This is a genomic window from Pseudomonas muyukensis (assembly GCF_019139535.1).
Classification (GTDB): domain Bacteria; phylum Pseudomonadota; class Gammaproteobacteria; order Pseudomonadales; family Pseudomonadaceae; genus Aquipseudomonas; species Aquipseudomonas muyukensis.
On sequence record NZ_CP077073.1, the window covers coordinates 253,859 to 267,034 of the forward strand.

Below are 13,176 nucleotides of genomic sequence, written 5' to 3' on the forward strand. Positions count from 1 at the left end.
TCGCAAACTCAGGCCATCGATTCTGGTGGCCTTTCCGCCCTGGAGCAAGCCATGCAAGACCTCGATCCAATCGAAACCCAGGAATGGCTGGATGCCCTGGAGTCGGTCCTCGACAAAGAAGGCGAAGACCGCGCTCATTACCTGATGACCCGCATGGGCGAGCTGGCCACCCGCAGTGGCTCCCAGCTGCCGTACGCAATCACCACGCCATACCGCAACACCATCCCTGTCACCCACGAAGCACGCATGCCTGGCGACCTGTTCATGGAACGCCGCATTCGCTCGATGGTGCGTTGGAACGCGCTGGCCATGGTGATGCGCACCAACCTGAAGGACTCGGACCTGGGCGGCCACATCTCCAGCTTCGCCTCCAGTGCCACCCTGTACGACATCGGCTTCAACTACTTCTTCCAGGCCCCGACCGACGAACACGGCGGCGACCTGGTGTTCTTCCAGGGCCACGCATCGCCAGGCGTCTACGCCCGCGCCTTCATGGAAGGCCGCATCAACGAAGAGCAGATGAACAACTTCCGCCAGGAAGTCGACGGCAACGGCCTGTCTTCGTACCCGCACCCATGGCTGATGCCTGACTTCTGGCAGTTCCCGACCGTGTCGATGGGCCTGGGCCCGATCCAGGCCATCTACCAGGCACGCTTCATGAAGTACCTGGAAGCGCGCGGCTTCATCCCGGCCGGCAAGCAGAAAGTCTGGTGCTTCATGGGCGACGGCGAGTGCGACGAGCCGGAATCCCTGGGCGCGATCGCCCTGGCCGGCCGCGAGAAGCTGGACAACCTGATCTTCGTCATCAACTGCAACCTGCAGCGCCTCGACGGCCCGGTTCGCGGCAACGGCAAGATCATCCAGGAACTCGAAGGCGTGTTCCGTGGCGGTGGCTGGAACGTCAACAAGGTGGTCTGGGGTCGCTTCTGGGACCCACTGCTGGCCAAGGATACCAACGGTGCCCTGCAGCGCCGCATGGACGAAGTCATCGACGGCGAGTACCAGAACTACAAGGCCAAGGACGGCGCGTACGTCCGTGAGAACTTCTTCAACACCCCAGAGCTCAAGGCCATGGTCGAAGACCTGTCCGACGACGAGATCTGGAAGCTCAACCGTGGCGGCCACGACCCGTACAAGGTCTACGCGGCCTACCACCAGGCGGTGAACCACAAAGAGCAGCCGACCGTCATCCTGGCCAAGACCATCAAGGGTTACGGTACCGGTGCCGGCGAAGCCAAGAACACCGCGCACAACACCAAGAAGGTCGACGTCGAAAGCCTGCGTCACTTCCGTGACCGCTTCGACATCCCGGTCAAGGATGCCGACCTGGAGAACCTGCCGTTCTTCAAGCCCGAGGAAGGTTCCGCCGAAGCCAAGTACCTGGCCGAGCGCCGTGCTGCCCTGGGCGGTTTCGTGCCGCAGCGCCGGGCCAAGAGCTTCAGCGTGCCGACCCCGCCGCTGGAAACCCTGAAAGCGATCCTGGACGGCTCGGGCGACCGCGAAATCTCCACCACCATGGCCTTCGTGCGCATCCTGGCGCAGCTGGTCAAGGACAAGGACATCGGCCAGCGCATCGTCCCGATCATCCCGGACGAGGCCCGTACCTTCGGTATGGAAGGCATGTTCCGCCAGCTGGGCATCTACTCGTCGGTCGGCCAGCTCTACGAGCCAGTCGACAAAGACCAGGTGATGTTCTACCGCGAGGACAAGAAGGGCCAGATCCTCGAGGAAGGCATCAACGAAGCCGGCGCCATGTCGTCGTTCATCGCTGCCGGCACCTCGTACAGCTGCCACAACCAGCCGATGCTGCCGTTCTACATCTTCTACTCGATGTTCGGTTTCCAGCGCATCGGCGACCTGGCCTGGGCCGCTGGCGACAGCCGCACCCGTGGTTTCCTGATCGGCGGTACCGCCGGCCGTACCACCCTCAACGGTGAAGGCCTGCAGCACGAAGACGGTCACAGCCACATGATGGCGGGCACCATCCCGAACTGCCGCACCTACGATCCGACCTACGGCTACGAGCTGGCGGTGATCATCCAGGACGGCATGAAGAAGATGACCGAAGAGCAACAGGACATCTTCTACTACATCACCGTGATGAACGAGTCGTACCAGCAGCCCGCCATGCCGGCCGGTGTCGAGGACGGCATCATCAAGGGCATGTACCTGCTCGAGGAAGACACCCGCGAAGCCGCGCACCACGTACAGCTGATGGGCTCCGGCACCATCCTGCGCGAAGTCCGGGAAGCTGCGAAGATCCTGCGTGAAGAGTTCAACGTCGGCGCCGACGTGTGGAGCGTCACCAGCTTCAACGAACTGCGTCGCGACGGCCTGGCCGTGGAACGCGCCAACCGCCTCAAGCCTGGCCAGAAGCCACAGCAGACCTACGTCGAGCAGTGCCTGAACGGTCGCAAGGGCCCGGTCATCGCCTCCACCGACTACATGAAGCTGTTCGCTGAGCAGATTCGCCAGTGGGTGCCGAGCAAAGAGTTCAAGGTCCTGGGTACCGACGGTTACGGTCGCAGCGACAGCCGCAAGAAGCTGCGTCACTTCTTCGAAGTCGACCGCCACTTCGTGGTGCTGGCTGCCCTGGAAGCCCTGGCTGACCGTGGCGAGATCGAACCCAAGGTTGTGGCTGACGCCATCGTCAAGTTCGGCATCGACCCGGACAAGCGCAACCCACTGGACTGCTGAGGAGTATTTTTAAGTGAGCGAACTCATTCGCGTACCTGACATCGGCAGCGGTGAAGGTGAAATCATCGAGCTGTTCGTCAAGGTCGGTGACCGTATCGAGGCTGACCAGAGCCTGCTGACCCTGGAGTCCGACAAGGCCTCCATGGAGATCCCGGCACCCAAGGCCGGTGTGGTCAAGGAACTGAAGGTCAAGCTGGGCGACCGCCTGAAAGAAGGCGACGAGCTGCTGGTGCTGGAAGTCGAGGGCGCCGCTGCGGCGTCCGAGGCTCCGGCCGCGGCGGCCCCGGCTGCTGCTCCAGCGCCCGCCGCTGAAGCCGCCGCCCCGGCCCCTGCTGCAGCCGCAGCTCCGGCTGCCGCCAGCGTGCAGGACATCCACGTGCCGGATATCGGCTCGTCGGGCAAGGCCAAGATCATCGAAGTGCTGGTCAAGGTCGGCGACACCGTCGAAGCCGACCAGTCGCTGATTACCCTGGAGTCCGACAAGGCCTCCATGGAGATCCCGTCGCCTAGCGCTGGCGTGATCGAAGCCGTGCTGTGCAAGCTGGAAGACGAAGTCGGCACCGGCGACCTGATCTTCAAGATCAAAGCCGCTGGCGCTGCCCCTGCTGCTGCTCCAGCACCCGCCGCCGCTGCTCCGGCCAAGGCTGAGGCTGCTCCAGCCGCCGCGCCTGCCGCTGCTGCTCCGGCTGCCGCCCCTGCACCGGTCGCCACCGCGCCGGCCGCCGGCAGCAACGCCAAGGTTCACGCAGGTCCAGCCGTTCGCCAGTTGGCCCGTGAGTTCGGTGTCGACCTGGGCGCGGTTGCCGCGACCGGCCCGCACGGCCGCATCCTCAAGGAAGACGTGCAGGTCTACGTCAAGGCCATGATGCAAAAGGCCAAGGAAGCGCCGGCCGCCGGTGCTACCGGTGGCGCTGGCATCCCGCCGATCCCGGCCGTGGACTTCAGCAAGTTCGGTGAAGTGGAAGAAGTGGCCCTGACCCGCCTGATGCAGGTCGGTGCCGCCAACCTGCACCGCAGCTGGCTGAACGTGCCGCACGTGACCCAGTTCGACTCCGCCGACATCACCGAGCTGGAAGCCTTCCGCGTGGCGCAGAAGGCCGTCGCTGAAAAGGCTGGGGTCAAGCTGACCGTACTGCCGCTGCTGCTCAAGGCCTGCGCCTTCCTGCTCAAGGAACTGCCGGACTTCAACAGCTCGCTGGCGCCAAGCGGCAAGGCGATCATCCGCAAGAAGTACGTGCACATCGGCTTCGCCGTGGACACCCCGGACGGCCTGCTGGTCCCGGTGATCAAGAACGTCGACCAGAAGAGCCTGCTGCAACTGGCTGCCGAAGCCGCCGCACTGGCCGAGAAGGCACGCACCAAGAAGCTGTCGGCCGACGACATGCAGGGCGCCTGCTTCACCATCTCCAGCCTCGGCCACATTGGCGGCACCGGCTTCACGCCGATCGTCAACGCGCCTGAGGTGGCGATCCTCGGCGTGTCCAAGGCCACCATGCAACCGGTCTGGGACGGCAAGGCCTTCCAGCCCAAGCTGATGCTGCCGCTGTCGCTGTCCTACGATCACCGAGTGATCAACGGCGCCGCCGCCGCGCGCTTCACCAAGCGCCTGGGCGACGTGCTGGGCGATATCCGCACCATGCTGCTGTAAACCGCTGTTTGCCTGCCCCTCTGTCGAGGGGCAGGTACCCTTTCGAGCTGCCACGCTCGTACCTCAACCCCGCCACTTTGGCGGGGCTTTTTTTGCCTGCATGAATGCCACGACCCTGCAGAAGCCAGCTTGCTGGCGAACAGGTGCATGGTTCGCCAGCAAGCTGGCTCCTACAGATTTCATGCAACTGGCCGACAACCTGTTCACAGCATCCCCCATGGCTGCTTGCCAGCCCACGGGACATGATGCAACCTTGCCCGATACGCCGGTTTCACGCCGCGCCCCAGTTCAAGCGAGTCTTCGATGAAAAGCCAACCCGATGCCGCCAGCCGTGTGGCGGCCGAGGTCGTCACGCAGCTCCCCGTGCCCTCGCGGCTCGGCATGCTGCGTTTCGAACGGCTCAACGAAGCCAGCTGGGCCATGCTTTACCTCGACCCTGCCTGCGAACGCCAATTCGGCCTGCCCGCCGCCGAGCTGTGTGCCCTGATCGGCTCGCCCTATGCCAGCCTGATGGAGCCCGAGGCACGCTACAAGCTGCACGACGAGATCCAGCTGCAACTGAGCCAGCGCGGCTACTACCGGGTGCGCTACACCCTGCACGCCCACCCGGCGCCGCTGCGCCTGCTGGAGGTCGGCGAAAGCTACAAGCAGCACAACCGCCAGTTGCTGCGCGGCTACCTGACCGTGTTCGACCAGCAGGTCGATACCCCGGACCTCGACACCCACGACCTGGAGTCGCGCAACAACCGCCTGCAACTGGCCCTGCAACTGAACCAGCGGGCCCAACAGGAACAGCTCGAGCACCTGGAGCGGGTGCGCGCCCAGCAAGACCTGATCCTGCGCCTGGCCCGCCAGCGCTACAGCATCGGCAACTCGCTGATCGAGGCTGCCGAACTGATCACCCAGTGCGCCTGCGAGATCTACAACGTCGACTGCGCCAGCATCTGGTACCTGCACGAGCAGCGTCTGCAGCCGATCATCGCCTGGTACCGCCGCGACCAGCAGCACCGCATGCCCGAGGCGATCGACGCCAGCCAGTTCCCCGACTACCTCGAGGCGCTGCACGCCAGCCGTGCCATCGACGCCCACAACGCCAGCCACGACCCGCGCACCCGCGAGATGGCCGAATCGCTGTACGCCAGCGACGACAATGCCATGCTCGACGCCAGCATCCGCATCGACGGCCAGGTGGTCGGCGTGCTGTGCCTGGAGCAGACCGGCCGCGCCCGGGCCTGGCAGTCGGATGAAATCGCCTTCGCCGGCGAGCTGGCCGACCAGTTCGCCCAGGTGATCAACAATCACAACCGGCGCACCGCCGCCAGCGCCCTGCACCTGTTCCAGCGCGCCGTGGAACAGAGCGCCAGCGCCTTCCTGCTGGTCAATCGCGACGGCGTGGTGGAGTACGTCAACCCAAGTTTCACCGCCATCACCCAGTACAGCACCGAAGAGGTCCAAGGCCACCACCTGGGCGAGCTGCCGGCGCTGGAAAACCTCAGCGAGCTGCTGTTCGACTCGCCCTCGAGCCTGGCCATGGGCAACAGCTGGCAGGGTGAATTCAAGAGCCGGCGCAAGAACCTCGAACCCTACTGGGGCCAGCTGTCGATCTCCAAGGTGTACGGCGACAACCGCGAACTGACGCACTACATCGGCATCTACGAGGACGTCACCCAGAGCAAGCTGGCCCAGCAGCGCATCGAGCGCCTGGCCTACACCGACAACCTGACCAACCTGGGCAACCGCCCGGCGTTCATCCGCAACCTCGACGAGCGCTTCGCCCGCGACAGCGACAGCCCGATCTGCCTGCTGCTGGTGGACATCGACAACTTCAAGCGGATCAACGACAGCCTCGGCCACCAGACCGGCGACAAGCTGCTGGTCAGCCTGGCCCGGCGCTTGCGCAACAGCCTGAGCAATGGCGGCAGCCTGGCGCGCTTTGCCAGCAACGAGTTCGCCGTGCTGCTCGACGACACCCACCTGGAGGACGGCCAGGGCGTCGCCCACCAGCTGCTGCGCACCCTCGACAAGCCGATGTTCGTCGACAACCAGCTGATCAACGTCACCGCCTCGGTCGGCCTGGCCTGCGCGCCTCTGCATGGCGCCGACCCGGCGACCCTGATGAAGAACGCCGGCCTGGCTCTGCACAAGGCCAAGGCCAACGGCAAGCACCAGGTCCAGGTGTTCACCGAGGTGCTCAACGCCGAGGCCAGCTACAAGCTGTTCGTCGAAAACAACCTGCGCCGCGCGCTGACCCAGAACGAACTGGAAGTGTTCTACCAGCCCAAGCTGTGCCTGCGCAGCGGCCGCCTGCTCGGGCTGGAGGCGCTGCTGCGCTGGAACCACCCCGAGCGCGGCATGATTCGCCCCGACCAGTTCATCAGCGTGGCCGAGGAAACCGGCCTGATCATCCCCATCGGCAAGTGGGTGGTGCGCCAGGCCTGCCGCATGAGCCAGCAGCTGCGCGAGGCGGGCCTGGGCAACCTGCACGTGGCCATCAACCTGTCGCCCAAGCAGTTCTCCGACCCGGAGCTGGTCGCCTCGATCGGCACCATCCTCAAGGAGGAGGCGCTGCCGCCGCACCTGCTGGAGCTGGAGCTGACCGAAGGCCTGCTGCTGGAAGCCACCGAGGACACCCACCGCCAGCTCGACGAGCTCAAGACCCTGGGCCTGACCCTGGCCATGGACGATTTCGGCACCGGCTATTCGTCGCTGAGCTACCTGAAGAAATTCCCGATCGACATCATCAAGATCGACCGCAGCTTCATCAACGAGATCCCCGACAACCAGGACGACATGGAGATCACCTCGGCGGTGGTGGCCATGGCCCACAACCTCAAACTCAAGGTGGTGGCCGAAGGGATCGAGACACCCGAGCAGCTGGCGTTCCTGCGCCGCCACCGCTGCGATGTCGGCCAGGGCTACCTGTTCGACCGGCCGATTCCGGGGCGTGAGCTGAGCGAGAAACTGCGCCGCTATCCGCGCGGGCCGATGGACTGACAGCGGCACAAACCTCGGGCACTATAGACACCATTCGGCCCCATTCGCCGGCAAGCCGGCTCCTACGTAGGAGCCGGCTTGCCGGCGAATGGCCCACCCCTATCCAACTGGAAAACTCAGAGGAACGGCCATGGTCCTGCGTTCGGAAATCCTGGTGAACAAAAACGTGCTGCCCACCGCGGAACAGGCCCTGCCTGGCCGCGAAACCCCGATGACCCTGCCCGAGTTCCACTACGTGTTCGAAGGCACCCCGCTGCTCGGCCCGTTCTTCGAAGGCGACATCGACTTCGCCATCTTCGGCCTGGGTTGCTTCTGGGGCGCCGAGCGCCGCTTCTGGCAGCGTGAAGGCGTGGTCAGCACCGTGGTCGGCTATGCCGGCGGCTTCACCCCCAACCCCACCTACGAGGAAGTCTGCTCGGGCCTGACCGGCCACACCGAGGTGGTGCTGGTGGTGTTCGACAAGAACAAGGTCAGTTACCGCGAGTTGCTGGCGATGTTCTGGGAGCTGCACAACCCGACCCAGGGCATGCGCCAGGGCAACGACGTCGGCACCCAGTACCGCTCGGCGATCTACTGCACCTCGCCACAGCAACTGGACGAAGCCAACGCGAGCAAGGCCACCTTCCAGGCCGAGCTGAGCAAAGCCGGCTTCGGCCAGATCACCACCGAAATCGCCCAGGCACCGACCGTGTACTTCGCCGAGGCCTACCACCAGCAGTACCTGGCCAAGAACCCGGACGGCTACTGCGGCATCGGCGGCACCGGCGTGTGCCTGCCGCCCAGCCTGCAGGGTAACTGAGCCATGATCCTGTTCCATTCACCGCTGTCGCCGTTCGTGCGCAAGGTCATGATCGTGCTGCACGAGACCGGCCAACGGGAGCGCGTCAGCCTGCAGGGCGTGAACATCAGCCCGGTGAATGGTGACGCGCAGCTCAACCAGGAAAACCCGATCGGCAAGATTCCGGCCCTGCGCCTGGACGATGGCAGCGTGCTGCATGACAGCCGGGTGATCTGCGAGTACCTCGACAGCCAGCATGTCGGCCTGCCGCTGGTACCCCGCGAGGGCTCGATGCGCTGGCGGCGCCTGACCCTGGCGTCCCAGGCCGACGCAATCATGGACGCGGCGGTGGCCACGCGCTACGAGACCTTCCTGCGCCCGGCGGACAAGCAGTGGGACGGCTGGGTCGAGGCGCAAGGCGAGAAGATCCGCCGCGGGCTGGCGAACCTGGAACAGGAGCACCTGGCAGAGATCATCTCCGGGTTCGATATCGCCTCGATCGGCGTGGCCTGCGCCCTGGGCTACCTGGATCTGCGCCAGCCAGCGTTCGCCTGGCGGGCGCTGTACCCAGGGCTGGCCACCTGGTTCGCCCAGGTCAGCCAGCGGCCGTCGATGCTGGCCACCGCTCCGGTAGCCTGAACCACCGCTGGCGAGGGCTTCGCCCTCGTTTCGCGACATAAGGCCGCTCCCACAGGGTTTCGCGAGCGTCTGTGGGAGCGGCCTTGCGTCGCGAAAGGGCTGCAAAGCAGCCCCAGAGTTCACCTCGCTATCACAGGAAATAGCTGGCCAATCCTCACGGCCAACCAATGCCCAAGCTCCCTGTCCTCCCTCATGCCATCCTCCCTACCCGCGACCAGTCCAGCCGCCGGGTCAGCACCATGAACACCCCAAGCAGGCCAAAGCACAGCAGCGAGCCCATCAGCAGCGCGTAGTCCTCGGCGCTCAGCAACCCATAAAGCATCGCGTACAACGCCGCCAGCCCCGCCGCAAAGCCAACTCCACGGCCCAGGCTGCGCAGCACATGCGCCAGGTAGAAGCCGATCAGCAGCACGCAGGCCGAGGCCGACAACCCATAGGCCAGGGCGAAGCCCAGGTGCTCGGACAGCGACAGCAACAGCAGGTAGAAAAACGCCAGCGCCACGCCCACCAGGATGTACTGCACCGGATGCACGCTCAGGTGCTTCAACACCTCGAACAGGAAGAAGCCGGCAAAGGTCAGGGCGATGAACAGCAACGCGTACTTGATCGCCCGTTCGCTCTTGAGGTACTGGTCCACCGGGTCGACGAAGCTCACTCCAAAGGTCGGGCCGGTGAAGTCCGCGCACTGCTGGGCGCCGACGCACTGGCGCAGGGCATCTTCCAGGTTGGTGGCGAAGAACGAGGTCTGCCAGTGGGCGCTGAAGCCCTGGTCATCGATGGCCCGGCGGCTGGGCAGGTAGCTGCCGATAAAGCTTGGGTGCGGCCAGTTAGCGCGCATGTCCACGCTGCTGCTGCGGCCCACCGGCAGCACATGCAACTGGCCGGTGCCCTGCAAGGCCAGGTCGAAGCCGTAGGCGAACTCGCGGGCCTGCTGGCCATCGAGCTGCGGCAGGCCGACATGCACGCCGCCACGCAGCCAGTCCAGGCCGGTGCCGGCCTCGAACGGCAGGCGCTGCTCGTCGAAGGTCAGCTCCAGGCCATTCTCGATACCACGGATATCGCTGATGCCGACCGCCAGGTACGGCTTGTCGAAGCGGTAGTCCTGGTAATCCTTGTCGATGCCCCAGCGCTCAGGCAGCTTGAAGCGCCCGCTGATCCGGCTCTTGGCATGGAACAGGCGCGCCTGGTAGATGCCGCGGGCGCGCAGTTCGGTGTCGACGCCGACATCGGCCTCGAAGGTTTCCGGCAGAAAATACAGGTTGCCCGTGACCGTGCTGGTTTCCTGCACGCTCTGGCCGTCCTTGTCGATCCAGCGCCGCTCGTACTTGCGGTACGGCACCACCAGCAAGGGACCGGTGATCTGCTGGTCGAAGCTGGAGCTCTGGGCGATGTCGCGCAACACGCCGTCGCGCAGCGCCTGGCGCTCATCGATCAGGCCGCCGATCATCAGCAGGGGGATCAGCAACAGCAGGATCAGCACGGCAATCAGGCCGAGCTTGAAACCGAGGGTCTTGTTCATGGGTAGGGCTCCGTTTGCGATGGCGGCAGTGTCTGCCTGGCACATGGAGCCTTCAGGGAGGGAATGTGGAGATTGTGTGGAGAATCGGCCCGCCGCGCCGCCCAGCGCCGGCAAGCCGGCGCCTGGCTTGGGCGTGGGTCAAGCGAGCCGCCGCGCCGGCAGCCAGAGCCGCACCCGTACCCCGTCATCGACGTTGTCCACGGCCAATGCCCCACCATGCAGCTGCATCACCTCGGCCACGAAGTTCAGCCCCAGCCCGGTGCTCTTGCGCCCGGTCGCGGGCCTTGGCAGCGAATAGAATCGCTCGCTCACCCGCTCCAACGCATAGTCGGGAATGGCCGGCCCCTGGTTGAACAGGCTCAGCGCCACCCGCGCGCCTGCAGGCTCCAGGGCAAAGGCCAACACGCCTTGCCGCGGGGTGAAGTCCAGGGCGTTGTCCAGCAGGTTGGCCAGGGCCTGGCGCATCAGGAACGGGTCGCACAGCAGCCTGGCGCTGGTCGGTATGGCCTGGCGCACCCGTACCCCTGCCGCCTCGATACGCGCGCCCTGGGCCAGCAGCAGCTCCTCCACCAGCCCCGCCAGCGGCACCTGCTGCTGGTCCTCCAACGCCTGCATCTGTTCGACCCGGGCCAGGTTGAGCAGGCGCTCGATCATCTGCTGCAAGCGCTCGCTTTCGCGTTCGATATTGCCGGCGAAACGCGCCCGCTGCGCATCCGCCATCTCGCCCTGCAACAGCTCGGAGGCGCCGCGTATCGCCGCCAGCGGGCTTTTCAGCTCATGGGTGAGGGTGTGCACATAGCGCTCGACATAGGCCTTGCCCTCCAATTGCGTGCGCATGCGTTCCACCGCCGTGGCCAGTTGCAGCAGTTCGCCGCCCTTGTAGTGCGGCAAGGCGGCGCGCTCGCCGGCGCTGACCGCCTGGGCGTAGTGGGTGAGCCGGCGCAGCGAGCGGGTCAGCCACCATGACAGCGCCGCGCCGACCAGCAAGCCGAGCACGATCAGGCCCAGGCCCAGGCTCAGCAGGCGCTGCTCGGAGCGGTCGATGTAGGGTTGCAGCGAACTGTTGGGCTTGGCCACCGTGACCACGCCGATGACCCGGCCCTGATCGAGGATCGGTGCCGCCACATGCATCACCGAGGTGCTCTCGTCGTCCGGGTCGCTGCGGGTCGAGCGCGCGCCGTACTGGCCGCGCAGGGTCAGGTAGACATCGTTCCAGCGCGAGTAGTCCTTGCCCAGGTCCTGGCCGGTGGAGTCGAGCAGTACCCTGCCATTGGCGTCGGTCACATAGATGCGGTGGCTGACCTGGTTCTTCGCCAGCCCCCAGATCTGCGCGCTGGGGCGGCGTTCGCCATAGGCCTTGAGCACCTGGGCCAGGCGGCTCTGGCCCAGGGTGCCGCGCTTGACGTCATCGCGCAGGATCTCCGCCAGCAGGTTGGCGGTGTCCACCAGGGTCTCCTCGGACGACTGGCGCACCACCGGGCGAATCTGCTCGCGCACGGTGTTGAGCAGGAAATAGCCCGCCAGCCCGACGAACAGGAAGTACACCAGGAAGATCCGGATCCCCAGGCGCATCAGGCGTGTTCCGGGCTGTAGCTGTAGCCCAGGCCGCGGTGGGTCTGGATCGGCTCGGCGTCGGCGGCCACCTGGCGCAGCTTGGCGCGCAGGCTCTTGATATGGCTGTCGATGGTGCGCTCGTAGCCCACGTCCGAGGCCACGCCCAGGCCATCGAGCAACTGCTCGCGGCTGAACACCCGCCGCGGCTGTTCGAGCAGGCTTTGCAGCAGGCGGAACTCGTGGCGGGTCAGGGCCAGCGGCTGGTTGCGATAGACGATGCGCATGGCCAGGGTGTCGAGCTGGAACGGCGCCGCCGGTTCGAGCGGCTCGGGCCGCGGTGCCATGCGCTTGAGGATCGCCCGCACCCGCGCGGCCACCTCACGGGGGCTGAACGGCTTGATCACGTAATCGTCGGCGCCGATTTCCAGGCCCAGCACCCGATCGATCTCGGCATCGCGGGCGCTGAGGAACATCACCGGCACTTCGCTGAAGCGGCGCAACTGGCGGCAGGTTTCGAAGCCGCTGATATCGGGCAGGCCGATGTCGAGGATCACCAGGTCGGCCGGGCGCAGGCGCTGCTGCTCGACGGCGGCGCTGCCCAGGCTCACCCACTCGGTGCTGTGGCCATCGGCCTGCAGGGCAAAGATCAGGGTGTCGGCAATGGCGGATTCGTCTTCGACGATGAGGATATGGGGCATCTGAGCGGCAAGCCTCGAGCTACAAGCTGCAAGTGAAAGCGAATCGCGGCAACTTACACCGATCCGCCGTTTCTTGCAGCTTGTCGCTCAATGCGTGCAGCTGCTGCATCAGCAGCCGGGGTTGCCCGCCGTGAACTTCTCGCGCGGATCCACCGCCGCCTTGAACTTGCGCAGGGCCTTGGAGCCGATCAACAGCGGGTAGCGGAAGTTGCTGCGGTCGACCAGGTTGACCTCCACGGTGCGCTTTACATCGCCCAGGCACATTTGCAGGTCGATCACCGGGCGGTGCGAGAGCGCTGGCGCCTCTTCCTCGTCTTCTTCATCGGCGCGGTTCTTGATTTTGCTGATGCGCGACACTTCGTGCTCGTAGACCTTGTCGCTGGCGCCTTCGGTGGCCAGGCGGAAGCGCACCCACTCATTGCCGTCGCGGCTGAACATCTCGATGTCCTTGGCCGACAACGAGGCCGTCCAGGCGCCTGTGTCCATCTTGGCTTTGAGGGTCTGGCCGATTTCCGGCAGCTTGATGTTCTCGTATCGACCGTAGATCGTCGGTTCGGCGGCCATGACCGGCAGCGCCACAAGGGACAGCAGGGCAAGCAGGGATTTCACAGGCGAGGCTTCCTTGAGAGGGGTCAGTGCTTAGACTGCA

Annotated in this window: 9 protein-coding genes; 5 read left to right on the forward strand and 4 right to left on the reverse strand. The window is 65.4% G+C overall.

Going from position 1 to position 13,176, the window contains the following annotated elements:
• Positions 1-51 precede the first annotated feature (51 nt).
• From aceE to KSS95_RS01275, 5 genes are all read left to right on the forward strand, one after another.
• Complete coding sequence (gene aceE / locus KSS95_RS01255; RefSeq protein WP_217850901.1) at positions 52-2,697, forward strand: pyruvate dehydrogenase (acetyl-transferring), homodimeric type; 2,646 nt, start codon at positions 52-54, stop codon at positions 2,695-2,697.
• Between the two features lie 13 nt (positions 2,698-2,710).
• The gene (gene aceF / locus KSS95_RS01260; RefSeq protein ID WP_217850903.1) at positions 2,711-4,345 is read left to right on the forward strand and encodes a dihydrolipoyllysine-residue acetyltransferase; all 1,635 of its coding nucleotides are present in this window, start codon (positions 2,711-2,713) and stop codon (positions 4,343-4,345) included.
• Positions 4,346-4,648: 303 nt separating this feature from the next.
• Complete coding sequence (locus KSS95_RS01265) at positions 4,649-7,339, forward strand: putative bifunctional diguanylate cyclase/phosphodiesterase (RefSeq protein ID WP_217850904.1); 2,691 nt, start codon at positions 4,649-4,651, stop codon at positions 7,337-7,339.
• 130 nt (positions 7,340-7,469) lie between these two features.
• Positions 7,470-8,138, forward strand: coding sequence for a peptide-methionine (S)-S-oxide reductase MsrA (msrA, locus tag KSS95_RS01270; protein WP_217850906.1), 669 nt, complete (start codon positions 7,470-7,472; stop codon positions 8,136-8,138).
• A 3-nt stretch (positions 8,139-8,141) separates the two neighbouring features.
• The gene (locus KSS95_RS01275) at positions 8,142-8,756 is read left to right on the forward strand and encodes a glutathione S-transferase (RefSeq protein ID WP_217850908.1); all 615 of its coding nucleotides are present in this window, start codon (positions 8,142-8,144) and stop codon (positions 8,754-8,756) included.
• Positions 8,757-8,946: 190 nt separating this feature from the next.
• Here KSS95_RS01275 and creD read toward each other — a convergent pair whose 3' ends face one another.
• The 4 genes from creD to rloA2 form a co-directional block, all read right to left on the reverse strand.
• Entirely contained in the window at positions 8,947-10,275 is a 1,329-nt protein-coding gene (creD, locus tag KSS95_RS01280; RefSeq protein WP_217850910.1) for a cell envelope integrity protein CreD, read from the reverse strand.
• Between the two features lie 138 nt (positions 10,276-10,413).
• Complete coding sequence (creC, locus tag KSS95_RS01285; protein WP_217850912.1) at positions 10,414-11,847, reverse strand: two-component system sensor histidine kinase CreC; 1,434 nt, start codon at positions 11,845-11,847, stop codon at positions 10,414-10,416.
• The gene (creB, locus tag KSS95_RS01290; protein WP_217850914.1) at positions 11,847-12,527 is read right to left on the reverse strand and encodes a two-component system response regulator CreB; all 681 of its coding nucleotides are present in this window, start codon (positions 12,525-12,527) and stop codon (positions 11,847-11,849) included. Before creB ends, creC begins: the two co-directional genes overlap by 1 nt.
• Before the next feature lie 108 nt (positions 12,528-12,635).
• Positions 12,636-13,136, reverse strand: a complete 501-nt coding sequence (gene rloA2, locus KSS95_RS01295) for a retropepsin-like aspartic peptidase RloA2 (RefSeq protein WP_217850916.1) — start codon at positions 13,134-13,136, stop codon at positions 12,636-12,638.
• Positions 13,137-13,176 lie beyond the last annotated feature (40 nt).

Coding starts and splice junctions, on each gene's coding strand:
- aceE (WP_217850901.1), top strand. CDS start 52: ATGCAAGACCTCGATCCAATCGAAACCCAGGAATGGCTGGATGCCCTG.
- KSS95_RS01265 (WP_217850904.1), top strand. CDS start 4,649: ATGAAAAGCCAACCCGATGCCGCCAGCCGTGTGGCGGCCGAGGTCGTC.
- msrA (WP_217850906.1), top strand. CDS start 7,470: ATGGTCCTGCGTTCGGAAATCCTGGTGAACAAAAACGTGCTGCCCACC.
- KSS95_RS01275 (WP_217850908.1), top strand. CDS start 8,142: ATGATCCTGTTCCATTCACCGCTGTCGCCGTTCGTGCGCAAGGTCATG.
- creD (WP_217850910.1), bottom strand. CDS start 10,275: ATGAACAAGACCCTCGGTTTCAAGCTCGGCCTGATTGCCGTGCTGATC.
- creC (WP_217850912.1), bottom strand. CDS start 11,847: ATGCGCCTGGGGATCCGGATCTTCCTGGTGTACTTCCTGTTCGTCGGG.
- creB (WP_217850914.1), bottom strand. CDS start 12,527: ATGCCCCATATCCTCATCGTCGAAGACGAATCCGCCATTGCCGACACC.